The organism is Polaromonas sp. P1_E11 (assembly GCF_056405995.1).
The window spans coordinates 934,294-961,238 of record NZ_JBFUBA010000002.1 but is presented as its reverse complement, the minus strand read 5'-3'; the positions used below and the strand labels follow the sequence as shown (position 1 = coordinate 961,238).

Below are 26,945 nucleotides of genomic sequence, written 5' to 3'. Positions count from 1 at the left end.
TGGAGAAGCTGCAATTGTATTCGGTGACGAACGCCGCTTCTGCATACGCGCCGGCGCTTCAGTCGTAAGGCACCGTGAAGATCAAATCCACCGCACTTTGCTGGCCGGCCTGGGCGCGCACCGTGAAGCGTTGCGAGAGGTCGTAGAACACGTAGAGCGTGCCCAAGGCGCCAGTCACGGTCCGCTCATAGGCTGCATAGAAATTGCGCGAAAAGCGCTTGCCCAGGGTAACGGCGCCTTCGGTGGTGGTGCCGTCGGTGTTGCTGGAGGCGCCGCGGTACGACAACTCGTCCAGCCCTAGCGAGGCGGCCAGGCCGCCTGACATGCCGCCGCCCTTGCTGCCCAGCAGGGCCAGGGCGGCCTGCTGCAGCAGCGCGGCTTCGGCGCCACCCGAAGCCGACGAGCGGCCCACCACCAGCCACGAGAGTTTTTCGGCGTCGGGCAGCTCGGGTTGCGCGTACAGGCGCACGCGCGGCAGCAGGGCGGTGCCGGTAATTTGCACGCCGACGCGCTGCGTGAGGTTGGGGCGGATCGCCAGGATGTCGAGTGAAGGGTTGTCGATGGCGCCGGTAAAGCGCAGCATGCCTTGCTCCACATCCAGGCGCTGGCCGTAGGCGCGGTACTGGCCGCCTGCCGTGTTGATGGTGCCGTTGAGCCGGGGCTCGCGCAGCGTTTCACCGCTCAGGGCCAGTACGCCGCGCACCCGCGTGTCTATGCCCTTGCCCTGGATGCGGAAGTCGCGGCCCAGGTCGAGCTCCACTGCCAGTTTGACGGGGCGAGCGTCGCGGTCGGCGATTTCGTCGCTGGTCTGCGCGGGCGCCTTTTGGCCGGCCGCCGCGCCGCGGGTGGTGCGCACCACCACGTCGTCGCCAAGTTGCGGTGTGCCTTCGTCGGGCAGGATGATGCGGGCCTGGTCGACCACCAGCTTGCCGGTGAGTTCAGTCTGTTGTCCCTTGAGGCCGGCTTGCACCTCGCCCGAGACCGTCAGTTGCCGGTCGGTACGTATGCTGGCACGCAGGCGTTCGAGCCTGGCCGTGAGCTGCACCTGCGGCTTGCCTTCCACCCAGCCGGCTTCGCCTTGGGCGTTGATGACGCCGCCTGTGCCTTTGTCGCCCGCGCCCTGCAGCGTGAATTCGTTGATGCGCATGCGTGTGCCGTCGAGTTTGGCGCGCAAGCGGCCGTTGCCGAACTCGATGCCGTCCACCACCGAACGCAGCGCCAGGTCATTGGCCTGCAGGTCGCCGGCCAGTTGCGGCGCGGCGCGGGTACCGCTGATGGCGACGTCAGCGCCCAGCGAGCCGCGCAGCCGCCAGCCCGGCGGCGCCAACACTGACCACACACCAATGCGCGGCAGCTGCGCGCGCAACTGGCCGGCCAGCGGTGCATCGGCCGGCCAGAGCCAGCCACCGCCGGCCGTGGCGGGCGCGCGGGCCAGCCGTGTGCGGAGTTGGCCGTCTGCCGTGCCCGCGCGTTCGCTGTCCCAGCGCAGGGCCAGCGTGAGCGCTTCGCCTTCGCTGACCAGCGAGAGGCGCGCTTCCTTGACGCCGGCTGCCACGCGCGTCGACACGCCTTGCACGGTTTCGGCTTGCACGGTGATGTCGCCGCTGCTGCGAGCGAGGCTGGCTTTCAGGCGCAGCGTGTCACCCAGCGTGGCGTCCCAGTCGCCATCCAGCAGCAGAGTGCCGCCCAGGCCTGCGCCCGCCATTTGCGGGCCGGCCAGCAGTTCTATCCAGGCCAGCGGCAGGCCGCTGAGCTTGCCGGCGGTGATGATCTCACGGCCCGGCCGCCAGCGAACCGGCTGCCACGCCAGCGTGGCCTGCGAAGGTGCACTGGTGGATGCGCCCGAAGGCGGCGCGACCAGAAGGGCTTCTCCCGCGCCGCTTTCAAACAGGCCACCATTGCGCACAGGCGTCCACTTGAGCGGCACGGTGCTGCGGGTCTTGAGCTGCCAGGCGCCCTTGCCCAGCGTGGGGTCTTCCACGCTCACGCTGAGCTGCTTGACCAGGCCTTGCCATGCGGATTCAACGAGCGGGGCGTTCAGCACGGCACCGGTGTTGAGCCGCCCGCCTTCTGCTGCCAGCTGCAGGGTGTAGCGGCGCTGGCCTGCTTCCATGCGGCCTTGCGTGGCCAGCTGTGCCTGGCTCAGGCGGCCGGAGAGTGTGGCCTGGAAGGCGCGGATTTTCAGGGCCTCTGCGTTAGCGACTGGTGCTGTTCCCGCTGTGCTGGAAGTTGTCGCAGCGGCGGGCGCAGGCGTTGCCATGCGCCAGTCAAGCGACGGTAGGTCCAGCCGTGCCTGCAAGGCCGGATCTTGCCAGCCACCTTGCCAGCTGGCTTGCAGCTCAGCGTTGCCGCTCGCTGATGCGCTCTTCAATGATGCGGGCAGGCCGGGGAGTTTTTGCAGCCAGCGCAGGGCTTGCGCCATGTCGCGGCCGCGCAGGCTCAGGTCGCCTTTGCCGCTGGTTTTCCGCAGTTCCCCTTGCAGTTGAGCGTCCAGTCCGGGGGCTGTCAGTGTGAGTTTTCCCTTGCCGCCTTTTGCGCCGGGTTGGGCTTCGAGTTGGCCTGTCAGCTCGGCGTCGTCGGTGCGGATGCGCAGGGCCGACAACGCCAGCGTGCCGCCGGCCTGTTCGGCATTCCAGCTGCCGGTGGCGCTGACATCGCGCAGGCGCAGCTGGCCCAGCGGATTGCTCCGGGCGCTAGCGTCGCTGCGTGCTGCCTGCAAGTTCGCGTCGAAGCCTATGGCCGCGCCCTGGCTGCGGATGCCGGCTTTGCCGTCCAGCGGCAGCGGCGCCAGCTGACTGTGCAAGAGAGCCGGGTTGACGTGTTGGAGCGTCGCTTGCAGCTTCCAGGCGGATGCTGCAGGGGATGTGGCGGGCGCATCAGCCCACTCGCCGCTGGCCAGCAACTCGCCGCCGCCCAGCTGAGCCTTGAGCGTGCGCACCATGGCTGTGCCGCTGCGCCATTCGCCTTGAGTTTCCAGCCGATCCAGGGGCAGCTTGTGCTGGTCCCAGGGTCCGGGCAGGGCGTTGGCCAGTTGCAGTTGCAATTGCCAGGCGGATGTTGGTGAAGCGCTTGCCGGTGAACTTGCAGAGGGTGCAGGCCGCACGTTGGCGCTGCCCGTCAGCAAGGTTTGTGGGCCTTCGGGCCAGAAGGCCGCTACGTCCAAGTCGCGAAAATTCGCATCAGCTTGCGGCAGGGGTTGGGCGGCCCAGGGCATCACGCGTGCTGTGGCGGTTGCCTGCGGTTGCCGCTGTTTTTTGGGGGGTGATGTGGCGGAAGGCTGCGCGCTCATTTGCAGCTCGGCCTTCACCAGCAGTTCGGTGAGAGGGCCGCGGGCCGTGGCTTTGAAAGCCAGCGGCACGGGCGCTTTGGTGCCGGGAATCTGCGTGTCCAGCGCGCCTGCCAGGCTGGCATCAAGCTTCAAGGGGTGGTGTGACGACAAGGTCGCGCGCCCGTTGTAGCGGCCGTGCGCTACCTGCGCGCTCAGCAATTCCAGCTGGTGGTCTATGCCCTTGAACGCGTAGTTGCCCGTGATGGCGGAGGCTGAAAACGCCGCGCCGCCCGTCCATTGAAACTGTCCGATTGAAAACCCGTCAAGCACCACCGGCAGCGGCAAGCCCAGCGCTGAGGGCGGCACCGACGGTGTTGTTGAAGGCGGGCGCTGGTCGTTCACCTGCACGCTGGCCGCGGCCAGCCGGTTGACCTCAAGCGTGCCGTGCAGCAAGGACCAGGGCTGCCAGGCCAGGGTGATGTCCCTTACATCCACGCGCAGGCCATCCTGTTCCCACACCAACTGGTCGATATGGCCGCCTTCGCGCAGCGAACCCATGACGCGTTCGGCGCTGAGTGGCTGGGTTCGGGCTATCCAGGCCAGCGCGGTGGCCAGCGAGCCGTCGGTGCCGGCCCACCACCAGGCGCCTGTCGTGGCGGCTATGGCCAGCACCACCACGCTGCCGGTGGCCCATGCAATGGCGCGCAGCCAAAGACGTGGCGGGCGTGCCGGTTTGGGCACGGCAACGGGCGTGACGGGGGTATCAGGCGCGTCCATCAGAAAACAAATCCCACGCTGACGTGCAGGCGCAGTTGTTTGACTTTCACACCATAGGCCAGGTCAATCTGCAGCGGCCCGATAGGGCTTTTCCAGCGCACGCCGGTACCGACACCGACGGAGGGTTTCATGTCTTTGGGGTTGTCGGCCACGGCGCCCGCGTCGATGAAGAAAGTGTTCTCCCATTCGCTGGGCCGGCCGTCGCGCAGCATGGGGCGCTGGTATTCCACGCTGCCCACGGCCATGTAGCGACCCGGCCCAGTCACGCCGTTGTCCAGTTTGATACCGATGTCGCGGTAGCCGTAGCCGCGCACCGTGGTGTCGCCACCGGTGCGGAACAGCAGGGCACCGGGAATGCGCGCTGAGTCTTTTGCCAGCACGGCGCCGCCCTCGGCGCGCATGGCAATGCGACCCCGCTCCAGCGGCACAATGCCGAGCCAACGGCCCACGGCACGGGTGAGAGGCAGGTGCTGCGACCCCATGGTGCTGCCGGCGCCGAGTTCAAAGCCCAGGCCGTAGCCCTTGTTTGGGAAAGGCAGACTGTCGAAGTAACGCCCGGTCCAGACGTAGTTGGCCGTCAGGGCCGAGCCGTCGCCGATGTCGGCGGCGGAGCTGTTGATCTGGCCGCTGCCGCTTACGCTCGCCCTGTCGTATTGCAAATAGATGTTGCGGTCTATGCGTTCGCCGGCCTGCGTGCGGCCAAAGCGTAGGCGCCCGGAGCGGGTGACGAGCTCGTCGTCGTCGACACGTTCGCTGCGCGCCAGTGCCACCCAGCGCCAGCTGGCCTCATCGGGAATCGATGTCCACTCGGTCTGGGCGAAAGGGGATTTTTTTTCGAGTTGCAGTTTGGTGACGGCGCGCCAATTGGTGCCCGGCACTCGCAGGTGTGTGTGCTCAATCGAGGCACGCGGCCCGCTGTCGGTGGTAACGCCCACGCCCAGAATGACCTTCTGCAGTTTGGCTTCGCGCACCTGTACCTGGACGGGTGCTGCCTGGGGGTCGCTTTCGGGATCGACAAAGATATAAGCCGAATCGAAATAACCGCTGGAGGCCAGCCGCTGCTGCGCTTCGGTCAGCTGCCTCTGGTCGTACACGGCGCCGGCATTGAGGCGTGCCAGGCGCGGCACCAGCACCGGGTCGTAGCGCTCGACACCTGTGACCTGCATGGGGCCCAGGCGGTAGAGGGGGCCGGAGTCGAGCTTGAGGCTCAGGGCTACGCTGTGCTCCGGCGCGTCCACGTCGGCCAGGCTGCCCGCCAGCTTGCCGGCCGGGTAGCGGCGGGCTACCAGGTCGCGCAAGGCCTGTGTCTTGGCGCTGTCCCAGGCGTCCTGCGTAAAGCGTTGGCCCGTGGGCAGACGCCAGTCACGCTGGATTTCCGCGCGCTGGGCCTGTGCATCGGGGTCTGGGGATTCGGCAATATCGCCTGCAAAGTCGATGGCCACCGGCCCGACCCTCGTGGCCTGGCCCGGCTCCACCGCTACCACAATGGTCGGCCGCTGACCCGACCCCACTGCAGTACCGCCTTCGCGTGTGATGGTGATGGTTGGGCTGAAGTAGCCCAGCGTGCCCACCAGGTTGCGCACATTGCGCTCGGCCAGAACGATCAGGCGGGCCAGCTCAGCCTCGTCCAGGTCGGTCACGGCGCGGTAGCGCTGCAGCTCAAGGTGTCTTTCGAGCAGTTCCTTGACGGTCCCCGGCGCGCGCACGGCAATGTCGAAGGCGGTGACCTCGGGTTCGGCGCTGGTGGGGCCTGTGGCGCCTTGCGGGGTGGGTTCGGGCGTGACTTTTTGGGGCGGCGGCGGGGCGGGGGCGGTCTGCGTAACGCCGGACGGTGGCGTGGTTGTGCTGCTCATGGGCGCGGCTGTTTGCGCGGCGGCCAGCGGCGCGAGGAGCATCGCAAAGAGGGCGAAAGCAGGGATGAAGCCGGCGTTTGTAGGCAATCCTGCCGGAGTGGCCGTCCGTGCGCAATGGGTACTTGGATGGGTCACGAAGGCAGTTTACTTGAGCGCCCCAGCGCTCAGGCGTAGGAGGCGAACGCTACTTCGAGAGCATTCGCATGGCCTCTTCGAGGCCCTTGATGGTCAGGGGGTACATGCGCTGGTTCACCAGTTGCTGGATCACGCTGATGCTCTGGCGGTATTGCCAGACACCCTGCGGCTCGGGGTTGATCCAGGCGAACTTGGGAAATGCGTTGGTCAGGCGCTGCATCCATTCGGCGCCGGCTTCTTCGTTGTTGTATTCCACACTGCCGCCCGGCTGCAGGATTTCGTAAGGGCTCATGGTCGCGTCGCCGACGAAGATGAGTTTGTAGTCCTTGTTGTACTTGCGGATGATGTCCCAGGTCGGGAATTTCTCGCTGAAGCGGCGGCGGTTGTTCTTCCACATGAAGTCATAGACGCAGTTGTGGAAGTAATAAAACTCCAGGTGCTTGAACTCGGCTTTGACGGCCGAGAACATTTCTTCAACACGGTGGATGTGCTCGTCCATGGTGCCGCCCACGTCCATCAGCAGCAGCACCTTCACGTTGTTGTGGCGCTCGGGCACCATCTTGATGTCCAGCCAGCCGGCATTGGCCGCGGTGGAGCGTATGGTGTCGTCCAGGTCCAGCTCTTCCACATTGCCCTGGCGCGCGAACTTGCGCAGGCGGCGCAGCGCGACCTTGATGTTGCGCGTGCCCAGCTCCTGCGTGTCGTCGTAGTCCTTGTAGGCGCGCTGGTCCCAGACTTTCACTGCGCTCTTGTTGCGGCTTTTTTCCTGGCCAATGCGTATGCCTTGCGGGTTGAAGCCGTTGGCGCCAAAGGGCGAGGTGCCGCCTGTGCCTATCCATTTGCTGCCGCCTTCGTGGCGTTCCTTCTGTTCTTCAAAACGTTTTTTGAGCGTTTCCATGAGTTCGTCCCAGCCCATCTTTTCGATCTTGGCTTTCTCTTCGGGACTGAGCTCCAGCTCGAGGTTTTTGCGCAGCCATTCGAGCGGGATGTCCTTGGTGAAGTCAGCCAGCATCTCCACGCCCTTGAAGTAGGCAGAAAAGGCGCGGTCAAACTTGTCGTAGTTTTTCTCGTCTTTCACCAGCACCGTGCGGCTGAGGTAATAGAAGTCATCGATCTTCCATGCGCCTTCGCCGTCATGGGCGTCGAGCTTGTCGCTGTTTGGGCCGACGACGCCGACCTGTAGCGCCTCGAGCAGCATCAGGTATTCCTTGACGGAGACCGGTAACTTGGCCGAACGCAGGGTGTAGAAGAAATCGATCAGCATGGAAAACTCCTAGGGCCTGTTAACGCTATTTATGCAAGATGCGTTGCGACTCAAAAAGGCCTTGAGCAAGGCGCAAAACGCAGGCGGGGTAGACCCCGTCAAGGCTTTGCAACGCCGCGCAAGGCCTTTTTGATCGCAACCCGGAGGGAATGAGGTTAAAACGGCGCCACTCCGCGTTGCGCTCCTAGCGCAGACGCCCGGTCTGGGCGTCGTCGCACGCCTTGATTGGCGCCGTTTTAACCTCATTCGCATTTGCATAAATAGCGTTAACAGGCCCTGGGCGCGCGCCTCAGGCTCTTGGCTTGTCGAGCAGGTACAGCAGTTGTGCTTTCACCTCGGGCCATTCGCCGGCAGCCAGGCTGTACATCACAGTGTCGCGTATGGTGCCGTCGCGGCGCAGCGCATGGCCGCGCAGCACGCCGTCCTTGCGGGCTCCCAGGCGCTCGATGGCGCGCTGGGACGCATAGTTGAAGTTGTCGGTGCGCCAGCCGACCACGTTGCAGTCCAGCGTGTCGAAGGCGTGGCTCAGCATCAGCAGCTTGCAGGTGGTATTGACATGAGTGCGCTGGCAGCGCGCGGCGTACCAGGTGTAGCCAATCTCGACGCGCTTGAGGCTGGGCACGATGTCGTGGTAGCTGGTGGAGCCCAGCACTTCGCCGGTGGCCGCGTCGGTTACGGCAAAAGCGAAACGGTTGCCCGTCGCCAGCGCGGTTTCAATATAGTCGAGCGTCTCATGAGGTTCAGGCACGGAGGTGATGCGCAGCTTCCAGAGTTCGCCGTCGGCGGCTGCGGCCTTGAGGCCTGCTTCGTGTGCCAGCGTGAGCGGAACTAGCTTGACGCCGCGCGTCGTGAGGGTGACGGGTTCTACGAAGGCCATCCGGCAATCCTTTTCATATTTAGCGTGTTCACGTGGACCGCAGCGTGGCGCAGGCTGTGGCGGCCTGGCCGCGCGGATTGTCCCGGCACAGCTTGTTCAGTTCATTTCTGGCGCCGGTGTGGCCGGCATGGGCCGCGCGCACCAGCAGCTCTACGGCATGCCAGGGAACGTCTGCAACAGGGCGGTGCGGCGGCACCGGCCGCGCGGCGGCAGCCTTCTCGGATTCGATCGAGGCCTTGGCGCGCAGACGCGGCGGCCCGGCGGCGGGCCGGCCTTCCAGCAGCTTCACGTAGTCGTGGACCATCAGGTCGGCGTCCGTCGCCGTCAGCTGCTTGCGCGGGAACGACAGCCAGGAGCGTGTACCGGCGTCAGGCACATCGCTGAGTTTTCGGCCCGGCGCCGTCAGCATGGCGGCGACGTCGTCGGGCACGGCCTTGCCCAGGCCTGATGCGCGCGACAGTTCGTCGGCACTCATCGCGCCGGTCGCCGCGTTGCGTTCGGCGGCACCGGCTGCGGCAGCGACGTCGCCCGCGCCGAGCTCCGCCGCGCCGGCGGCTTTGGCTGCCTTCGCCGCCGCATTGGCGCCCTGCGTTACCTCAACTGCGCCAGCCACGCCCGCTGCGCCAGCGGCGCCTTTACCCGCAGCACCTGCCGCACCGGCAGCGCCTTTGCCGGCAGTGGAGCCCACCTTGCCGAGGAGGCCCCAGAAGGCATATGACGGGGCGGGGAGCAGTGTCAGGGCCAGCAATGCGGCCAGGCAACTGCTGTGCAGGGCTGCGCGGTGGAAGGGGGCGGTTGAGCGTTGCATGGGCGTATCCCAGTCAGGTGTGTGCGGTCAATCGGCTTTCTTGCGGCGGCGCCAGGCCCGTGCAAGTTGCAAGCCGCCGCCGCCGCCCAAGCCCACCAGCACGATGCCGGCGATGGCGCTGTTGCCGTAGCCGGCTTCAAAAATATCGAAGCCGAGCAGATGGCCGGCCCAAAAACCAAGGAGCGCACCGCCGACAAAGCCCACCGCGTCTGAAATACCCTCGATCAACAGTGATTTTTGGTTCATATGAGTTAGCTCTAACTGACAACAATAATTTTGCGGATTGGCTGCAGAGTCTTTGGATCCAGCTCATCAAGAACTGCGGGGGCTAGTTCTGTGATGTACATGTTGTTTAACGATTGTTGCGCTGCATGAAAACCAGTTTCTCGAACAAGGTCACGTCCTGCTCGTTCTTGAGCAGCGCGCCCACCAGCGGCGGTACGGCGACCTTGTCGTCCTTGCTTTGCAGGGCGTCCAGCGGGATGTCTTCGGCGACCAGCAGTTTGAGCCAGTCCAGCAACTCGGAAGTCGACGGTTTCTTCTTCAGGCCAGGCAGGTTGCGTACGTCGTAAAAAGTCTTCATGGCCGCAGTCAGCAACTCTTTCTTCAAGTCGGGGAAATGCACGTCCACGATCTGCTTCATGGTGTCGGCGTCGGGGAACTTGATGTAGTGGAAGAAGCAGCGGCGCAAAAATGCGTCGGGCAGCTCTTTTTCGTTGTTGGAGGTGATGAACACCAGCGGCCGGTGCTTGGCCTTGATGAGCTCACGTGTTTCGTACACGTAGAACTCCATGCGGTCAATTTCGCGCAGCAGGTCGTTCGGGAACTCGATGTCGGCTTTGTCAATCTCGTCAATCAGCAGCGCGACCGGCGTTTCCGAGGTAAAAGCTTGCCACAGCACGCCCTTGACGATGTAGTTGTGGATGTCCTTGACCTTTTCGCCGCCGTCCACGGTCGACAATTGCGAGTCGCGCAGGCGCGACACCGCGTCGTATTCGTACAGGCCCTGCTGCGCCTTGGTGGTGGACTTGATGTGCCATTGCAACAGCGGCAAGTTGAGCGCTTCGGCCACTTCCTCGGCCAGCATGGTCTTGCCGGTGCCCGGCTCACCCTTCACGAGCAGCGGCTTTTTCAGGGCTGCGGCTGCATTCACGGCCAGCATCAGGTCCTGGGTGGCGACATAGTTCTTGGAACCTAGAAATTTCATGTTCTTGGGGGGAGGAGGTGAAAATTGAAAGGGCGTTTGCACGGGTTGCCGGCAAGGGGTGCCTGGCCACGGCAGGCCCAGATATAATCCAAGGTTGTTTTATACGATGAATTCCCACCTGATTGTGCGCGCAAAATGAATAAGCTGTTCACCACGATATTCGCCGTAACTGTCTCTTGCGTGACGGTTGCAAGCCTTGCCCAGGAGATCAAGGGCGATGCCAAAGCCGGCGAAACCAAGAATGCCATGTGCATCGGTTGCCATGGCATCAAGGGCTACCAGGCCTCTTTCCCCGAGGTTTATAAGGTCCCGATGATTTCAGGCCAGGGCGCCAAATACATCGTCGCCGCGCTCAACGAATACAAAAAAGGTGACCGCAAACATCCCACCATGCGCGCCATTGCCGATTCGCTGACCGACCAGGACATCGCCGACCTCGCCGCGCACTACAGTGCTGACGGTGTGGTGGCCGGCGCCGCAGAGCTGCCGGCCAAGCCGGCCAAAGAACCAAGCGCGGAAGTCCAGGCCCTGTTGAACAAGGCCAACTGCGCGTCTTGCCATGGCGCCAACTTCAGCAAGCCGATTGATCCGGCCTATCCCAAGATTGGTGGGCAGCATGCTGACTACCTGTTCGTGGCGCTCAAGGCCTACAAGACAGAAAACAACCCCAAGGTTGGCCGCGGCAATGCCATCATGTCCGGCATGGCCAAGCAGTACACCAATGTTGAGCTGAAGCAATTGGCCAACTACCTGTCGTCGGTAGACGGTGACCTGAAGACCATTCCGCAGAAGAAATTCCGCTGATCCGGAAATTTTTCGCTCAATAAAAAAGCCGCTGTCTCAGCGGCTTTTTTTTTATCTCGGCTTCCCCGTTTTCACCAGCATGAGCCGCGGATCCGGCTGTGCCGGGCCGCAGGGCGGTCGGCCCCCTTTCGTGATGAAAGGGGCAGGGAGAAAGGCCGCAGGCCACACGAAGTGAGCGACCGTGGGGGCTAGTCTCTTGTTGCCCTGCGCTGCACGCAGTCGATGTAGGCCGCGCCGTCGGGCGGGCGTCCGGCTCGTTGGCTTTCCCAGACCATCTGCCCCAGGCAGTCCATGGTTTCGTGGTGTGCATCGTGCAGCGAGTTGCGTTTGGCCGTCAGCAGCTCGACGGCCTGGCGAATGCCGCGCGGCTGGTCGATGGAGCATTGCTCGCTGATCGACAAATGCATGGACAGGTGCAAAAAGGGGTTGGTCTTGCCCGCTTCCACGTCATACATTTTTTCGAGCGCACTGTCGGCGTCGGCAAAGTCCGCATGGTATTCGGGATGCTCTTCGATCCACTGGCTTGCTATGGTTTCGATAGCTTCCATCGGTTGACCGGCGTGGGCTTTGGCATAAACAGAGCAAAAAAACCGGCGTACGTCGGCTTGAGAGGGCGTGAACATGGTGAAAGGTTATCACGCAGGCCGTTCCCGTTGCCGGCGTGATGGTTTACTTATCAGCGCTTGGGCCACAGCGCTCGCGGGTTGCGTCCTACAGACAGTTTTCCTGCTCCTGCCTACATTACGAGGCACGGTGGCGCAGTTCCGGGGTAAGGCCATTCCACAACCATCCACAAGCCCGGCGAGGAGATTTCACATGAACGCAGCACGTATCACAGGCATTGTCCTGATCGTTTTGGGCCTGGCCGGTTTCTTCACCGGCGGCTTCAGTTTCACCAAAGACACGACCGCCGCCAAGCTCGGCCCCATACAGCTGACCGTGAAAGAAAAAGAGTCGGTCAACATTCCCCAGTGGCTCAGCCTGGGCGCAATCGTCTTGGGCGCCGTCGTACTCGTCGTTGGGTTTAAAAAGTCGTAGCCACCGCACTCCGTCTCACACCAGCAGGGGCCGCGGAACCGGCTTTGCCGGGCCGCAGGCGCCGCCCCCTCGAGGGGGGAACAAGCTACACGCAGTGAGCTTGGACGGGGGTGTGTCTAGATCAACATGCGCGAGATTGCCTGTGCCGCCGCCAGCAGTTGCGGCAGCATCGTTTCCTGCATGGCTTTGGCGCTGGTGCGGTTGGCCTGGCCGCTGATATTGAGCGCCGCCACTGTTTGGCCAGCCCTGTTGGTGATGGGCGCCGCCATCGACACCAAACCTTCCTCCAGCTCCTGATTCACCAGCGACCACCCCTGCTTGCGGGCTTGCGCGACCTTGGCCATCAGCTCCTTGATGTCGGTCACGGTGTACTTGGTGCGCGCCGTCAGCTCTGAGGCCTGCAGGCATTTCATGATTTCGGCCTCAGGCAGGGCCGACAGCAGCATCCGCCCCATCGACGTGCAGTAAGCCGGCAGGCGCGAGCCCACGCCCAGGCTGATGCTCATGATCTTGTGCGTCGGCACACGCAGCACGTAGACGATGTCCGTGCCGTCCAGCGCCGCGGCCGAACACGACTCCTTGACCTCTGCAACCAGCGCTTCCATCACCGGCTCAGCCAGGTTCCAGATCGGCATCGAGGAGAGATAGGCAAAGCCCAGGTCCAGGATGCGCGGCGTGAGGCTGAACAGCTTGCCGTCGTTGTGCACGTAGCCCAGCGTCTCCAGCGTCAGCAAAATGCGGCGGGCGCCCGCACGGCTCAAGCCACTGCGTCCCGCCACTTCGGTCAGCGTTTGCCGCGGTGCTTCGGTGTTGAACGAGCGTATAACCTCCAGCCCGCGCGCAAACGACTGGACGTAGGCGTCTCCGGGCTTCGGACCGGCAATGGGCGTGGATGCGGCGTTTGCCATGGTGATCAAAATCTCCTAGAATTCATTATACGAACTCTTGTTCTTATGTCGAACAATATTTAAGCGGTGGCTCGATGATTTCTGCAGGCCACCCGCAGCTGGAGACTTTTGAATGATCAACAAAATTGCCGCCTCCGTCGCCGATGCGCTGGCAGAGGTGAAAGACGGCTCAACCGTGCTGATTGGCGGCTTCGGCACCGCCGGTATCCCCAACGAGCTGATCGATGGCCTGATTGAGCAGGGCGCCAAAGACCTGACGGTGGTGAACAACAACGCCGGCAACGCCGAGACAGGCCTTGCGGCTCTACTCAAGGCCGGGCGCGTACGCAAGATCATCTGCAGCTTTCCGCGCCAGGCTGACAGCCAGGTGTTTGACGGCTTGTACCGCAGCGGCAAGCTCGAGCTGGAACTCGTGCCGCAAGGCAACCTGGCCGAGCGCATACGCGCCGCGGGCGCCGGCATAGGCGCCTTCTTCTGCCCCACGGGTTACGGCACCGAGCTGGCGCGCAACGCCGACGGCAGCGCCAAGGAAACCCGCGAAATCAACGGCAAGCAATACGTGCTTGAGATGCCGATCCGCGGTGACGTGGCCCTTATCAAGGCTGAGCGCGGCGACCGTTGGGGCAACCTCACCTACCGCATGGCCGCACGCAACTTTGGCCCGGTGATGGCGACCGCGTCGGAAAAGACGATTGCCACCGTGCACGACATCGTCGAACTCGGCGCATTGGATCCTGAAGCCGTTGTGACGCCCGGCATCTTCGTGCATCACATTGTCAAAATCCCCCGCACCGCCACCCAGGCTGGCGGCTTCAAAAAGGCGGCATGACCATGACGTACCAACGCCGAACCAAAGACCAGCTTGCAGCCCGTGTCGCACAGGACATTTTTGACGGGGCCGTCGTCAACCTCGGCATCGGCCAGCCCACGCTGGTAGCCAACCATTTGCCGGCCGGGCGCGAGGTTATTCTCCAAAGCGAAAACGGCATTCTCGGCATGGGACCTGCGCCTGCCGAAGGCGAGGAAGACTATGACCTGATCAACGCCGGCAAGCAGCCGGTGACGCTGCTCAAGGGTGGCTCCTTCTTCCACCATGCCGACAGTTTCGCGATGATGCGCGGGGGCCACCTCGACATCTGCGTACTGGGCGCGTTTCAGGTCTCGGCCACGGGCGACCTGGCCAACTGGAGCACCGGCGAGCCAGGCGCGATTCCCGCAGTAGGTGGCGCCATGGACCTGGCCATAGGCGCGCGGCAAACCTGGGTGATGATGGATTTGCTGACCAAGCAGGGCGCCAGCAAGCTGGTGCAGCAATGCACTTATCCTCTGACCGGCATCGCCTGCGTCAAGCGCGTGTACTCCGACATCGCAACGCTTGAGTGCACACCGCAGGGCCTGAAGCTGATCGACACCGTCGAAGGCCTCACCCACGCCGAACTTGAAAAACTGGTGGGCCTGCCGATTGCGGCCGCCTGATCTCACTTCACTCAACGCACACACACCATGACTCAAGCTTTCATCTGCGACGCCATCCGCACCCCCTTCGGCCGCTACGGCGGTGCCCTCAGCAGCGTGCGCACCGACGACCTGGGCGCGATCCCGATCAAGGCGCTGATGGCGCGTAACCCGAACGTGGATTGGCAGGCCGTCACGGATGTGCTCTACGGCTGCGCCAACCAGGCCGGTGAGGACAACCGCAATGTGGCGCGCATGGCCGCCTTGCTGGCGGGCCTGCCCATGGACGTGCCGGGCTCTACCATCAACCGCCTGTGCGGCTCGGGCCTGGATGCCTTGGGCAGTGCCGCACGTGCCATCAAGTCGGGCGAAGCCACCCTGATGATCGCCGGCGGCGTTGAGAGCATGAGCCGCGCGCCCTTTGTGATGCCCAAGGCCGAGAGCGCCTTCAGCCGCGCCAATGCGGTGTATGACACCACCATTGGCTGGCGCTTCATCAACAAGTTGATGAAGGAAAAATACGGTGTCGATGCCATGCCCGAGACTGCCGAGAACGTGGCAACCGATTACAAGATCAGCCGCGAAGACCAGGACAAAATGGCGCTGGCCAGCCAGCTCAAGGCCGTGGCTGCGCAAAAGGCAGGCTATTTCGACGCTGAAATCACGCCCGTGACGATTGCGCAGAAAAAGGGCGACCCGATTGTGGTGGGCAAAGACGAGCACCCGCGCGAAACCTCGCTCGAAGCGCTGGCCAGGCTCAAGGGCGTGGTGCGGCCGGACGGCACAGTGACCGCAGGCAACGCCAGCGGCGTGAATGACGGTGCCTGCGCGCTGCTGCTGGCCGACGAGGCCACGGCCGCCAAAAATGGCCTCACGCCGAAAGCGCGTGTGGTCGGCATGGCCACAGCCGGCGTAGCGCCGCGCATCATGGGCATTGGCCCCGCGCCGGCCACGCAAAAAGTGCTGGCGCTCACCGGCCTGAAGATCGAACAGATGGACGTGATCGAGCTCAACGAAGCCTTCGCCGCGCAAGGGCTGGCCGTACTGCGCATGCTGGGCGTGCGGGACGACGATCCGCGCGTCAACCCCAACGGCGGTGCGATAGCGTTGGGCCATCCGCTGGGGGCTTCGGGAGCGCGGCTGGCCACCACGGCCGTCAACCAGTTGCACAAGGGCGGTGGCCGTTACGCGCTGGCGACCATGTGCATCGGCGTAGGGCAGGGCATCGCGGTGATTCTGGAGCGTGTCTAGCCCAGACCGTGACTGGGCATTCCCTCGCGTGCGGGGCGCCTGAGGCAATCGCCATTGCATGGACGGCCTGTGGTGAAATACATCCCTGGTCCCGGTTTGCTATTGTTTTAATAGCTGCTTGCGCCCGTCCCTTCTGGGTAACCGATGCTTTTCACATAAATCCATGGCTTTTCCGCTGATCACCGACGCCTTCTTCTATGCCGTGGCAATTCCCGCCGTGCTGATGCTGGGCATCAGCAAAAGTGGTTTTGGGGCCGGCTTCGGGTCTCTTGCGGTTCCCGTCATGGCGCTGGCCGTCACCGTGCCGCAGGCCGCCGCCATCCTGATGCCGGTGCTGCTGCTGATGGACTTGCTGGGGCTGGCGGCTTTTCGCCGGGACTTCGATGTGAAGTTTCTGAAATTCCTGATTCCTTTTGGTTTGGTGGGAACCGTGGTGGGGGCGCTGTTGTTCAAGGTGCTGGACGCCCGGGTCGTAGCCGGGGTGGTGGGAATATTCACCTTGTTGTTTTTGGCGCAGCGCCTGTTGTTCCCGCCCCGGCCTGACAGCCCGCCGCCGCCGAAGTGGCTGGGCGCCATCCTGACGGTGACCTCGGGCTTCACGAGCTTTGTGTCGCACGCAGGCGGGCCGCCCCTGAGCGCCTATGTGATTCCCATGCGCCTGAGCCCGGTGAAGTTCACGGCCACCATGGCCGCCTTCTTTTTTGTCATCAACCTTTCCAAGTGGATTCCGTATGCCTGGCTGGGCCTGCTTGACCTGCGCAACATGGCGACTTCGCTGGTTTTGCTGCCGCTGGCGCCGCTGGGCGTGTGGATAGGCGTGCGCATGGCCCGGAGCATCAGCCAGGTGCTTTTCTACCGTCTGCTGTATGTCGGCATGCTGCTGACCGGGTGCAAACTGCTTTGGGATGCTTTTCGTTAAAAAGGCATGAAGCAGGCGGCGCAGATTCTGATGCCGCCCTCCAATTGCTTTACCGGTATTTACCTTTCCCGTCTACTGCAGCCCGTGAAACCCGGCGTATCCGCCGGGTTCTTGCGGGGAACCCGGGAATTTCACCGGCCTCTTCACTGCGAATTTCTGTGAGAATCGCTGCCATGAGAACAAGAAGCGCGCACCGCGGCTAACGCCCTTCATGACCACCGTCGTTTTTGCAGATCTTGTGGGCAGCACCAGCATGTTCGAACGGCTGGGCGATGAAACGGCATCGCACTTCGTGACCCAGCTCATCGGCGTACTGAGCCAGGTTTTCCAGCAACACCAGGGGCGCGTGGTCAAGTTGCTGGGCGATGGCCTCTTTGTGGTTTTTCCCAACGAGGGCGACGCGCTGTCGGCCTGCATCAGCATCCAGAAGCGCCTTCAGGAAAAACCGATCAAGCCGGGCGGCAGCGGCACCCCGGTACAGATGCAGATGGGTATCGAGTCGGGTGAAGTGGTTGAAATCGACGGCGACTGTTTCGGTGACACCGTCAATTCCGCTGCCCGGCTCGCAGACCTTGCGGGTGCCGCCCAGATCCTCACGACCGAAAACGTCTGGACCGCCCTGTTGCCCGCCCAAAGGGCATCCCTGCGCAGCATGGGCCCCATGTACCTTCGCGGCAGGGCCGAAGCCAGCCACGTTTACCGTGTGGAATGGCAGGCCGGTCGCGACGAGGACGCCACCATGGCCGGGCGCTCGATGTTCTCTTCACCCAGCCAGGCCTTCCTGGAGCTTAGTTTTGCGGAACAGACCGTCAGGCTGGATTCGAAAAGCAGCAAGCTGGCGCTGGGCCGGGCCGCCGATGCGGCGCTGACCTTGAACGACCCCCGTGTTTCGCGCATGCATGCCACCCTCGAATGGCGTGGCGGGCATTTTGTATTGACGGACGCTTCCAGCTACGGCACCTGGGTGTACCTGGGCAACCAGAGTGAGGCGGTGGTGCTGCGGCGCACCGAGTGCTACCTGGTTGGCAGCGGCCAGATCGTGCCTGGCTGCGAGCGTACCGACGAAAATGCCCCGCTTGTCACGTTTTCCATCAGGACCTGATCCGCGGAGGAGGGCGTATTCCGGACCTTTTTCGCTGCATGATGCAGGCTAGAATCGTTTTTTGTTTCAAGACGTAGGCGTGCCCCTCAGGCCCGCAGCACGGTTTCCGCCAGTTACGTCCATTTCAATTCCCTCATGAGTCTCAAGAAACTTGGCCGTTACGATCTCATCCGCGTCCTCGGCAAGGGGGCGATGGGGCTGGTGTATGAGGGGCGGGATCCCAACCTTGACCGTCGCGTGGCCATCAAGACCATCAAGGTCGAAAATCTGTCGGAAGAGGCCGCCGCAGAGTACGAAGTGCGTTTTCGCACCGAGGCCCGGTCTGCGGCGCGCCTGCAGCATCCCCACATCGTCAGCGTTTATGACTCCGACCGTGACGGCGACATTGCCTTCCTGGTCATGGAATTCGTCGACGGCGACGACCTCAAGCACCACCTCGACAAGGGCCACCTCTACACCCTGGAGCAAACCCTGGGCATCATGGGCGACCTGCTTTCGGCGCTGGATTACGCGCACAGGCAAAGCATCGTCCACCGCGACATCAAACCGGCCAACCTGCTGATCGAGACGAGCGGGCGTGTCAAGCTCACCGACTTCGGTGTGGCGCGCATCCAGGATTCCGGCGAAGCGACCCGTACGCAGGGTTCCATGGTCGGAACGCTGAAATACATGTCGCCCGAGCAGGTGCAGGGCCGGCCGATTGATGCCCGCGCAGACCTGTTTGCTGCCGGCATCGTGCTGTATCAGTTACTTACCGGGAAGCGGCCGTTTGACGGTGACACCGACTTCGCCACCATCCAGCAGATCGTCGGGCATACCCCGGTCATGCCGGGTGCGTTCAATGCCCGATTGCCCGCTGCGCTGGATGCCGTGGTGGCCAAGGCCCTGGCCAAATCGCGCGACCAGCGGTATGCCAGCGCGCAGGAGTTCCTTGCCGCGCTGCAGGCCGCTGCACGCGAGGCGCCCGATATCTCGGTGGTTCCGGCCGCCGTGGCGCCCGGGCCCGGCAGCAATTCAACCTGGACTTCCACCATGCTGTCCGGCGAAGCGCTGGTTGACCAGCCGTCGGGCACCAGCGCCAACATCTCGGTCGTGACGCAGGAGCTCGAGCTCGTCTACTGGAAAGACATCAAGGAGTCCATGGATGTGGAAGACATCCAGGGCTTTTTGGCCAAGTTCCCGTCGGGTATCTATGCCGACCTGGCGCGCCGCCGCCTCAAAAAACTCGGCGTGCCTGGCGCAGACGACTCGGACATCGGCCGGCGCCTGGGTACAGGAACGCTGATTGTTCCGCGTCCCGACACACAACCAGCGCCGCCGGCCCCTCCAGCGCCGGCCAGCGTATCCGCCTCCGGCACCGACACCGATATGGCCTGGAAGGCCCTGGAAGAGGCGGCGGCCAAGGCGCCTTTGCCGCCTCATGTGCCGGCGAAACCCGCCGCCGATGACCCGGATGCCACGCGCCTGGGGACACCGGTGGTCGCTGCGGCTCAACCGGACCCCGAAGCGCATGACGCATCCACCGACTGGCCGGAGACCGTGTTCAGCGATGCAGCCGTGAGCCCGGCAACATCAGAGTCGGCCAGCGGGCGCTCAAAGCAAGGTGCGGCTGCAATTCCCGCCAAGAGCCCAGCCGCGAATACCCACGACGCCGCACGGCCGCCGATAAAGTCAAAATCGGCACGGCGGCGCAGTCCCCTGGCGTCGCCTGGAGTCGCAACGACACCCGCAAAGGCAGCTTCACCTGCACCCGCCTACCGCTACCTTGTGTGGGGTCTGGCGGGCCTGGTGGCACTGGCCGTGATTGGCCTTGGATGGAAATCCCTTTCAGGCCGCGGGGCCCCTGTCGCCCCGTCTGCCACATCGGCGAATATACCGGCGAATATAGCGGCCAAGGCAGCGCCCGGCGCGGCGGTGGCGACGCCGGCAGCTTCCACTTCGCCCGTGGTGTCTGCGGCGCCTGCTGCAGCTGCACCCGCAGTGCAAGCTGCGCAGGCCCAGCCTGCGGCTTCGGCTGCCTCCTCTTCCGTGGCGCGGGCACCTCTGTCTGCGGCCTCCAGGGCGGCGCTTGCGGCTGCGGCCGCCGCCCGAAAGGCTGCATTGGAAAAAGAACGGCAGGCCAAACAGGTTCAGCCCAAATCCGTTGCTACCCCTTCCCCTGCGGCGACTGACCACTCTGCCACACCGGCACCGCAGGCGGTGGCCGGCAATCCGCGGCAGGCCTGTGAAGGGCGCATCCTCCTCGGTTTTCAGATCTGCATGTCTGAGCAGTGTGCCAAGCCGGGCTTCGCCCAGCACCCGGTATGTGTGGAACGGCGGGCCATGGAGCAGCGGCGGCGCGAGGATCAGTCGAACCGGTAGGCCGCCGACGGCTTCATTTCTTTTGCTATAAAAAAGATAGCTGCTGGCGCCCGTTGATAAAGGGCTGAAGCGGCATTTTATTCAGATTCCTGGCCCTGCCAGGCAACTGGCCGGCGCTGCGCCTGTTGCTGGCGTTCCTGGGCCAGCTGTTCTTCCAGCTGCAGGCGTCCCTGTGTGGCTACGGCAATGACCTTGGTGCGGTCCTTGCGATGCGGGTACATGCGTTCGAACAGCTCCAGGTTGTGCCGGCGAAAGCGCATTGCCGCCTGGCGCGCTTCGTGCGGCGGCTGGCCCAGCAGCTCCAGCACCGTGCGCGCGCTGCGCAGGCTGGACTCGAACACCTCACGTTCCACCTGCATCACGCCGCGGTCACGCAGCGCGTTCCAGTGTGTCACGTCGCGCGCGCGGGCAACGATCTGCATTTGCGGAAAATGCTCGCGCGCCAGGTCGACAATCTTGAGCGACTGCTCCATGTCGTCAACCGACAGCACCAGGATTTTGGCCGTGGCCGCGCCGGCAGTGCGCAGCAGGTCCAGCCGCGTCGCATCGCCGTAAAACACCCGGTAGCCGAACGCCCTCACGGTTTCGACCATTTCTGCGTCGTGGTCCAGCACGGTGGCCGGAATGCCCTGGGCCAGCAGCATGCGGCCGATGATCTGGCCGTAGCGGCCAAAACCGGCAATGATGATCGGCGCCTCCTGCTGCTCGGAAATCTCTTCGAGTTGCGGCGTGTCGCAGCCGGCCCAGCGCGGCAGCAGCAGCTTGTCGACGGCCACCAGCAGCAGCGGGCTCAGCAGCATCGACAGCGCCACCGCGCCTATCAGCAGTGAGGCGATCTCAGCGGAAAACACATGCGCCCCGGCGGCTGCCTGGAACACCACGAAGGCGAACTCGCCGCCCTGCGCCAGCAGCACCGCGAACACCGGGCGTTCCTGGAAAGGCAGCTTCATGAGGCGCGCCAGGCCGTAGATCACCACCAGTTTCAGGCCGAGGAAGCCCACCAGGATGGCGGCCATCAACCCGGGCGATTTCCAGAGCACGCCGAAGTCGATGCTCATGCCGACAGCAATGAAGAAGAGGCCCAGCAGCAGGCCCTTGAAAGGCTCGATATCGGTCTCGAGTTCGCGGCGGTATTCACTTTCCGCCAGCAGCACACCCGCCAGAAAAGCGCCCAGGGCCATCGACAGGCCGACGAACTGCATCAGAGCCGCAATGCCCACCACCAGCAGCAGCGAGGCTGCGGTGAAAATTTCGGGTGTGCCGCTGTTGGCGATCCAGCGCAGCAGGGGCCGCAGCAGCAGGCGGCCGCCCATGATGATGCCGGCGATGGCTGCTACGATTTTGATAGCTTCCAGCGCACGGCTGGTGTGCGCTACAGCTTCATTTTCTCCACCGATTGCACCCAGCAGGGGCAACAGCGCGAGAATCGGGATGGCCGCCACGTCCTGGAACAGCAGGATGGAAAACCCCGCCTGGCCGCTCGATGTCGGCATCAGGTGGCGCTCGCCGATGGCCTGCAGCGCGATGGCGGTGGACGACAGCGCCAGCCCGAGGCCGGCCACCAGCGCTATTTGCCAGCTCACGCCAAATGCCATCGCGACGCCCGTGAGCAGGGCGGCGCAGCCCAGCACCTGGGCACTGCCCCAGCCGAAGATGGGCCGGCGCAAATTCCACAGGCGTTTGGGCTCCAGCTCCAGCCCCACCAGGAACAGCATCAACACCACGCCAAACTCGGCGAAGTGGAGGATGTCCTGCACATTGGTGACCAGGCCCAGGCCCCAGGGGCCTATGGCGATGCCGGCGGCGAGGTAGCCGATGATGGAGCCGAGGCCGAGTTTCTTGGCCAGGGGCACGGCAATCACCGCGGCGGCCAGGTAGATGAAGCTGTTGGTCAGCCAGGCGGGTGCGTGTTCAGTCATGGAGCCCCCACGCTTTTCACTTCGTGTGCCTTCGGCGTTACGCTGCCCCTTTCACTATCAATAGGGGCTAGTTTTCCTTGGGGCGGCCCGGCGGAAAATTGGCTCTCGGCTTTGACATGGTCAGTGTGCTCCACTGGCCGATCCTTCATGGGAACCACGCAGGCGGCGCATTGCTCCAGGTCTTCCAGTTCAGGCCAGTCGGGATAGCTTTGCAGGCGCTGGCGGAAGGTTGCGATGTGATCGGCAACGGTTTGTCTGTCAACGCTGTGGGCGCCGTGCAACACCAGAGGCGGCAAAAACCGCATGCCGCACAGCGCGGCGCTTTGCTCGTACGGCGGCAGGAAGGCGTCAAAAAAGTAGCGGTTGTAGCCTTGTGGGTGATAGGACGTTTCGGGGCCGCCTGTGGTGGCGACCAGCCACAGGTCTTTACCCTGCAGTGCCCGGCCTCTTGCGCCTTCCTCCTCGCCTTCGCCATAGGCCCAGCCGTAGGTAAGCACGTCGTCCAGCCAGAGCTTTTGCAGTGCGGGCATCGAGTACCAATGCATGGGGTGGAGCAGCACCACCAGTTGCGCGCGTTCCAGGGCGGCCTGCTCTTTGGGCACGTCGATGGCGTAGTCGGGATAGCTCGAGTACAGATCCTGCACCTGGACACGGGGCAGGGCCTTCGCGGCCTCCATCAGCGGGCGGTTGACCCGTGATTCGCGCCAGGCGGGATGGGCTGCAATGACATAAATATCAGGATTTGCCGTGTTGCCCGCCGATTTATCAGTGGTTGTGAGAACTGTGTCCATGCCGTTACCATAGCGGAAAAGCAAGACCAAGAGTTCCCAGGAACGACAAGTTCCAAACCGAGGAGATTCGCATGCCCGTGGTTGTGATCGCCAATCCGAAGGGGGGCGTCGGCAAAACGACGCTGGCCACCAACGTTGCCGGATACTTTGCCAGCCAGGGCCATGCGGTCATGCTGGGAGACGCCGATAGGCAGCAGTCTTCACGGTTGTGGCTGGGGCTGCGCCCGCCCGCCGCCCGGCCGATTGCCACCTGGGATGTGAATGCAGACCTGATCGTCAAACCCCCCAAGGGCACGACGCATGTGGTGCTCGACACGCCCGGCGGGTTGCATGGTTCGCGCTTTAACGATGTCTTGAAGCTGGCCGACAAGGTCATCGTGCCGCTGCAGCCCAGCGTCTTCGACATCTTTGCCACGCGCACCTTCCTGGACCAGCTGGCGGAACACAAGCACGCCGGCAAGATGCAGGTGGGCATTGTCGGCATGCGCGTGGATTCGCGCACGATTGCCGCCGACAAGCTGCGCAGTTTCGTTGAAGGGCTGGGTTTGCCGGTGCTGGGCTACCTGCGCGACACGCAGAACTACATTCACCTGGCCGCGCGGGGGCTGACGGTGTTTGACGTGGCACCCAGCCGTGTTGAAAAAGACATGGAACAGTGGCAGGGCATCTGCCGGTGGCTTGACCGTTGAACCTCTGAGCATCGCGCCGGTTTGTCGCTGAGCCGACATGCCGCGCCCCTGCGTGTCGCTACAGTGGCGGCATGAAAACCTTTGAAACCCTGGCCGACCTGGCCGCCTGCACCGGCCAGGAAGTCGCCGTCAGCGACTGGATCACCATCACGCAGCAACAGGTCAACCTGTTTGCCGAAGCGACGGGCGACCACCAGTGGATTCATGTGGACCCTGAAAAGGCGGCGGCCGGCCCGTTCGGCGGGCCGATCGCCCATGGGTTCCTGACCTTGTCACTGCTGCCGCGTTTTTTCGAGTCGTCGTTTGAGATTACCGGCTCGCGCATGGGCGTGAATTACGGGCTCAACAAGGTACGATTTACCGCGCCGGTGCCCGTCGGCAGCCGTCTGCGGGCACGCATGAAACTGCTGGCGGCCCAGGCCATTGACAACGACGGCATGCAGATGACCTGGGAAGTGACTGTGGAATGCGAAGGTTCGCCCAAGCCGGTTTGCGTGGCGGAATCGCTGGTGCGGCGATACCCTTGAACGCGCCGCTGGCGCTAGATGCGCGTCAGCTGGCTGGCCGGCAGCCATCCCTCAAAAACACCGATCAGGCCATTGATGCGTTCGGCGGCTTCCGTCTGGGAATGCGCATGTGCGATGCATTGGTGCAGGTCGCTGCGCAGCAGCCACAGGTCGGAGGGCGTTTTGGCCAGGTTGATCTTGTAGATCACCCGCGGGGTGCGCGGATCTTCGCAATCATGCAAAAGGGTGCGCAGGCTTTCCTGGATCTGCTCGACCGAGAGCCGGTTGGCTGCTTTGGCGGTGCTGGAAAGACGGGACGTGCTGTTGCCGAAAATACGCTGGATGACCATATTCACTGTGTTTTTCCTTCCAGTCTTGTGGACTGGGCGGTGGGAAGGGATAACGCAGGAAGGGCCGGGTAGTGGCAATCCGCACGTTCGGGCCTGCAGCGAGAACTTTAGGCTTGAAGCATTGGAGTTTAGGGTTTTTACCTAGATCCTGGCAAGGGGGCGCTGGTCCAAAGGTTGGCAAAAGCGGACTTATGTCTCATCCGGGCATGCCGGGCGACCCTGAAAACCCGTTTTGCCGCCAGGCCTCAAACACGGTAACGGCCACGGTGTTGGAGAGGTTCAGGCTGCGCTGGCCCGGCAGCATGGGAACCTTGAGGCGCTGCGGTGGCGCAAAGGATTCTCGTAACTCTGGCGCCAGGCCGCGGGTTTCGGCGCCGAAAACCAGCCAGTCACCGGGCAGGAAGCGCGTGTCATAGACGCTGCCGGAGCCGTGCGTGGTCATGGCGAAGAGTCGGGTTGAGGGTGGTTGCTCACTTTCAAGGAAGGCTTGCCAGCTGGCATGCCGCAGCACCTGGGTGTACTCGTGGTAATCGAGCCCCGCCCGGCGCATGTGTTTGTCATCCATCGAAAACCCCAGCGGTTCCACCAGGTGCAAGCGGCAGCCGGTATTGGCTGCCAGCCGGATGACATTGCCGGTGTTGGGGGGGATCTCAGGTTCGACCAGAACAATATTGAACATGGCTGGATTGTCGTGCGGCGCGAGCCCGGTTCCTATGGCCGCCTTGTCGTTATTCCAGCTATAGGTGCGCATGGGGTTCCTGGCCAGCCGGGGCCGCGGGACTGGCTTTGCCAGACCGCAGGCGCAGCGCCCCCTCGGGGGGCAGCGTATTACACGAAGTGAAAAGCGTGGGGGCTTTATTCGGTCCGCGCAAGGACAACGGCGCCAACGTGTGCGGCGCCTGCATCCCGCAAGGACTGTGCGGCCGTATACAGCGAGGCGCCGCTGGTCATCACGTCATCCACCAGCACCACGCGCCGTCCCTGCAGTTCCCCCGTGCGCAGCGGATCCACCTGGAAAGCACCCTTGACGTTGGCCAGCCGGTCCTTGCGTTTGAGCTGGCTTTGCGGGCGGGTGTGCTTTACCCGCAGCAGCAGCCTGGGATCGGTTTGACCCTCTGTGCGTGTTTGTTGGGCCAGCGCCACACACAACTCCCAGGCCTGGTTGAAGCCGCGCATCTGCAGGCGCTCCGCCGACAGCGGCACCGGAACGATCCAGTCGCCGGGGGTCAGTTCCGCCATGAGCCCGGCTACGCCCGGCGACTGGGCCAGCAGCCTGGCAAAAAAAGCGGCCCAGCCGTGCTGCTCGCCGAATTTGTAGCCCGCAATCAGCGTGGACCAGGGGTAGGCATAGTGCACGGCGGCAAAGGCGCCGTCCAGCGGTGGCGGGTGGCTGACACAGGCGCCACACGGCTGCGGCCCGGCCCGAAGGCCCATGGAAAGATCGGCAGGCAACGCGAGAGCGCAGTGGGGGCAACGCGGGACGGCCAAGGCAAACCGGGCCACGCAGGCGCCGCACACCTGGCGCGCCGGCCAGCTGCGGCACACAGCGCACTGGCTGGCCAGGCCCGGGAAGCCTCCGGAGCGGCCGGTCGGCCAAGACAGGAATGCGGCGGGAGCAAGCAGACGTGTGAACACCGTGTCAATATACTCGCGTACCTTCCCTGCTTGCCTTGGCTGGCCTCCGCGCTCCCTTGCCCTCTTTGCTCCTTCCATGACCCCTACACAGCGCCCACCCACGCTTGACCCGATCGCCGTCAGCCACTGGGACCGCACCGCTCCGCTGGCCTCGCCGTGGCTTCATGAAGAAGTGGCGCGGCGCATGATGGACCGGTTGCAGTGGATCAAGCTGCAGCCGCGTGCGTGGGTGCACTGGGGGGCGTTGCGCGGAGGGACCCAGGCGCAGGAAACACTGGCCGAAGCTTACCCAAAATCAAGGTGTTTTGTGGTTGAGAGCAGCTCCGAACGGGCGCAAGCAGCTATCAAAAATATAGCAAAACCGTGGTGGCGTCCACGCCGGTGGCTGGCGGCTCCCGTGCATTTTGAGGCGCCGCCGGCAGGAACTGCCGACATGCTCTGGGCCAACATGGCGCTGCACGAATCGGCCGACCCGCAGGCCCTGCTGGCGCACTGGCACCAAACGCTGAAGGTAGACGGTTTCCTGATGTTTTCCTGCCTGGGCCCGGATACCGCGAAGGAGTTGCGCGAGGTGTATGCGCAACTGGGCTGGCCGCCGGCCGGCCATGAGTTGACCGATATGCATGACTGGGGTGACATGCTGGTGCAGACGGGGTTTGCCGAGCCGGTGATGGACATGGAGCGCATCACCCTCACCTATGCGACCCCGGCGCGGCTGCTGGAAGACATCAAGGAGCTGGGCCGCAATTTTCACCCGGCGCGGTTTCCTGCCCTGAGGGGGCGGGCCTGGAAGGCGCAGCTTGAAAGTGCGCTGTCCCGCCATCTCGTCAGGGGCGAAGACGGGCGGCTCAGCCTCACCTTTGAAATCATTTATGGCCACGCGCTCAAGGCGCCGCCGCGGATCAAGGTCAGTCCGCTCAGTGCGGTGTCGGTCGCCGATATGCGCAGCATGCTGCAGGGCCAGCGCTCCGGCGGCTAGATGCCCGGCAGGTGTTGCGCAGGCGCTCCCAATCCCCGGTATTGACGGG

Annotated in this window: 25 protein-coding genes; 11 read left to right on the top strand and 14 right to left on the bottom strand. The window is 63.8% G+C overall.

The annotated features are described in order from the left end of the window. Nucleotides 1–58 precede the first annotated feature (58 nt). The 7 genes from AC1D11_RS12090 to AC1D11_RS12060 all read right to left on the bottom strand — a co-directional run bounded on the left by AC1D11_RS12090 (nt 59) and on the right by AC1D11_RS12060 (nt 10,189). Nucleotides 59–4,045, bottom strand: a complete 3,987-nt coding sequence (locus tag AC1D11_RS12090) for a translocation/assembly module TamB domain-containing protein (RefSeq protein WP_477651221.1) — start codon at nt 4,043–4,045, stop codon at nt 59–61. Further along, nucleotides 4,045–5,898: an autotransporter assembly complex protein TamA gene (locus tag AC1D11_RS12085; protein ID WP_477648339.1), complete on the bottom strand. Its 1,854-nt coding sequence runs from the start codon at nt 5,896–5,898 to the stop codon at nt 4,045–4,047. Before AC1D11_RS12085 ends, AC1D11_RS12090 begins: the two co-directional genes overlap by 1 nt. Before the next feature lie 184 nt (nt 5,899–6,082). After that, nucleotides 6,083–7,297 (bottom strand): vWA domain-containing protein, encoded by a 1,215-nt coding sequence (locus tag AC1D11_RS12080; protein WP_477651220.1) that lies wholly within the window; start codon nt 7,295–7,297, stop codon nt 6,083–6,085. A gap of 289 nt (nt 7,298–7,586) precedes the next feature. After that, nucleotides 7,587–8,174: a GNAT family N-acetyltransferase gene (locus AC1D11_RS12075; protein WP_477648341.1), complete on the bottom strand. Its 588-nt coding sequence runs from the start codon at nt 8,172–8,174 to the stop codon at nt 7,587–7,589. Nucleotides 8,175–8,202: 28 nt separating this feature from the next. Further along, on the bottom strand, nt 8,203–8,982 hold the full coding sequence (locus AC1D11_RS12070) for a hypothetical protein (protein ID WP_477648342.1): 780 nt from the start codon (nt 8,980–8,982) through the stop codon (nt 8,203–8,205). Between the two features lie 27 nt (nt 8,983–9,009). Then, a complete protein-coding gene (locus tag AC1D11_RS12065) occupies nt 9,010–9,228 on the bottom strand; it encodes a hypothetical protein (RefSeq protein WP_457282249.1) in 219 nt (72 codons plus the stop codon). A gap of 106 nt (nt 9,229–9,334) precedes the next feature. Beyond that, the gene (locus tag AC1D11_RS12060; RefSeq protein ID WP_457282248.1) at nt 9,335–10,189 is read right to left on the bottom strand and encodes an AAA family ATPase; all 855 of its coding nucleotides are present in this window, start codon (nt 10,187–10,189) and stop codon (nt 9,335–9,337) included. A gap of 135 nt (nt 10,190–10,324) precedes the next feature. On the opposite strand from AC1D11_RS12060, the gene AC1D11_RS12055 reads away from it, so the two are divergent. Then, nucleotides 10,325–10,993 carry a c-type cytochrome gene (locus AC1D11_RS12055; protein WP_477648343.1) on the top strand — a complete coding sequence of 223 codons (669 nt, stop codon included), beginning with the start codon at nt 10,325–10,327 and terminating at the stop codon, nt 10,991–10,993. A gap of 188 nt (nt 10,994–11,181) precedes the next feature. On the opposite strand, the gene AC1D11_RS12050 is transcribed toward AC1D11_RS12055, so the two are convergent. Next, a complete protein-coding gene (locus tag AC1D11_RS12050; RefSeq protein WP_477648344.1) occupies nt 11,182–11,616 on the bottom strand; it encodes a DUF1841 family protein in 435 nt (144 codons plus the stop codon). 193 nt (nt 11,617–11,809) lie between these two features. Between AC1D11_RS12050 and AC1D11_RS12045 the strand changes: the two genes are divergently transcribed. Beyond that, nucleotides 11,810–12,031: a hypothetical protein gene (locus tag AC1D11_RS12045; protein ID WP_436156572.1), complete on the top strand. Its 222-nt coding sequence runs from the start codon at nt 11,810–11,812 to the stop codon at nt 12,029–12,031. A gap of 116 nt (nt 12,032–12,147) precedes the next feature. On the opposite strand, the gene AC1D11_RS12040 is transcribed toward AC1D11_RS12045, so the two are convergent. Beyond that, on the bottom strand, nt 12,148–12,939 hold the full coding sequence (locus AC1D11_RS12040) for an IclR family transcriptional regulator (RefSeq protein WP_477648345.1): 792 nt from the start codon (nt 12,937–12,939) through the stop codon (nt 12,148–12,150). A gap of 112 nt (nt 12,940–13,051) precedes the next feature. On the opposite strand from AC1D11_RS12040, the gene AC1D11_RS12035 reads away from it, so the two are divergent. The 6 genes from AC1D11_RS12035 (at nt 13,052) to AC1D11_RS12010 (ending at nt 20,027) form a co-directional block, all read left to right on the top strand. Continuing rightward, on the top strand, nt 13,052–13,768 hold the full coding sequence (locus tag AC1D11_RS12035) for a 3-oxoacid CoA-transferase subunit A (protein WP_477648346.1): 717 nt from the start codon (nt 13,052–13,054) through the stop codon (nt 13,766–13,768). Next, nucleotides 13,765–14,415 (top strand): 3-oxoacid CoA-transferase subunit B, encoded by a 651-nt coding sequence (locus AC1D11_RS12030; RefSeq protein WP_477648347.1) that lies wholly within the window; start codon nt 13,765–13,767, stop codon nt 14,413–14,415. Before AC1D11_RS12035 ends, AC1D11_RS12030 begins: the two co-directional genes overlap by 4 nt. 27 nt (nt 14,416–14,442) lie before the next feature. Then, a complete protein-coding gene (gene pcaF, locus AC1D11_RS12025; RefSeq protein WP_477648348.1) occupies nt 14,443–15,645 on the top strand; it encodes a 3-oxoadipyl-CoA thiolase in 1,203 nt (400 codons plus the stop codon). A 163-nt stretch (nt 15,646–15,808) separates the two neighbouring features. Next, nucleotides 15,809–16,564: a sulfite exporter TauE/SafE family protein gene (locus tag AC1D11_RS12020; protein WP_477648349.1), complete on the top strand. Its 756-nt coding sequence runs from the start codon at nt 15,809–15,811 to the stop codon at nt 16,562–16,564. A gap of 211 nt (nt 16,565–16,775) precedes the next feature. Next, on the top strand, nt 16,776–17,666 hold the full coding sequence (locus AC1D11_RS12015; RefSeq protein WP_457282231.1) for an adenylate/guanylate cyclase domain-containing protein: 891 nt from the start codon (nt 16,776–16,778) through the stop codon (nt 17,664–17,666). Between the two features lie 135 nt (nt 17,667–17,801). Then, nucleotides 17,802–20,027, top strand: coding sequence for a serine/threonine-protein kinase (locus AC1D11_RS12010; RefSeq protein ID WP_477648351.1), 2,226 nt, complete (start codon nt 17,802–17,804; stop codon nt 20,025–20,027). Nucleotides 20,028–20,104: 77 nt separating this feature from the next. Here the strand turns inward: AC1D11_RS12010 and kefC are convergent, their stop codons facing one another. Both kefC and kefF read right to left on the bottom strand, forming a co-directional pair. Beyond that, entirely contained in the window at nt 20,105–21,946 is a 1,842-nt protein-coding gene (gene kefC, locus AC1D11_RS12005; RefSeq protein ID WP_477648352.1) for a glutathione-regulated potassium-efflux system protein KefC, read from the bottom strand. Further along, nucleotides 21,943–22,737 carry a glutathione-regulated potassium-efflux system oxidoreductase KefF gene (gene kefF, locus AC1D11_RS12000; protein WP_477648353.1) on the bottom strand — a complete coding sequence of 265 codons (795 nt, stop codon included), beginning with the start codon at nt 22,735–22,737 and terminating at the stop codon, nt 21,943–21,945. The genes kefC and kefF overlap by 4 nt, the downstream gene beginning before the upstream one ends. A gap of 71 nt (nt 22,738–22,808) precedes the next feature. Here kefF and AC1D11_RS11995 point away from each other — a divergent pair, with 71 nt between their 5' ends. Then, complete coding sequence (locus tag AC1D11_RS11995; protein WP_457282227.1) at nt 22,809–23,426, top strand: nucleotide-binding protein; 618 nt, start codon at nt 22,809–22,811, stop codon at nt 23,424–23,426. Between the two features lie 71 nt (nt 23,427–23,497). Continuing rightward, nucleotides 23,498–23,953, top strand: coding sequence for a MaoC family dehydratase (locus AC1D11_RS11990; RefSeq protein ID WP_477648354.1), 456 nt, complete (start codon nt 23,498–23,500; stop codon nt 23,951–23,953). Between the two features lie 14 nt (nt 23,954–23,967). On the opposite strand, the gene AC1D11_RS11985 is transcribed toward AC1D11_RS11990, so the two are convergent. The 3 genes from AC1D11_RS11985 to AC1D11_RS11975 form a co-directional block, all read right to left on the bottom strand. After that, nucleotides 23,968–24,288 (bottom strand): hypothetical protein, encoded by a 321-nt coding sequence (locus tag AC1D11_RS11985; protein WP_457282225.1) that lies wholly within the window; start codon nt 24,286–24,288, stop codon nt 23,968–23,970. Between the two features lie 190 nt (nt 24,289–24,478). Continuing rightward, nucleotides 24,479–24,961: a tRNA (uridine(34)/cytosine(34)/5-carboxymethylaminomethyluridine(34)-2'-O)-methyltransferase TrmL gene (gene trmL / locus AC1D11_RS11980; protein WP_477651230.1), complete on the bottom strand. Its 483-nt coding sequence runs from the start codon at nt 24,959–24,961 to the stop codon at nt 24,479–24,481. Nucleotides 24,962–25,137: 176 nt separating this feature from the next. Continuing rightward, entirely contained in the window at nt 25,138–25,917 is a 780-nt protein-coding gene (locus AC1D11_RS11975) for a ComF family protein (protein ID WP_477648355.1), read from the bottom strand. A gap of 76 nt (nt 25,918–25,993) precedes the next feature. Here AC1D11_RS11975 and AC1D11_RS11970 point away from each other — a divergent pair, with 76 nt between their 5' ends. Beyond that, nucleotides 25,994–26,896, top strand: coding sequence for a methyltransferase domain-containing protein (locus tag AC1D11_RS11970; RefSeq protein ID WP_477648356.1), 903 nt, complete (start codon nt 25,994–25,996; stop codon nt 26,894–26,896). The last annotated feature ends 49 nt before the right edge of the window (nt 26,897–26,945 follow it).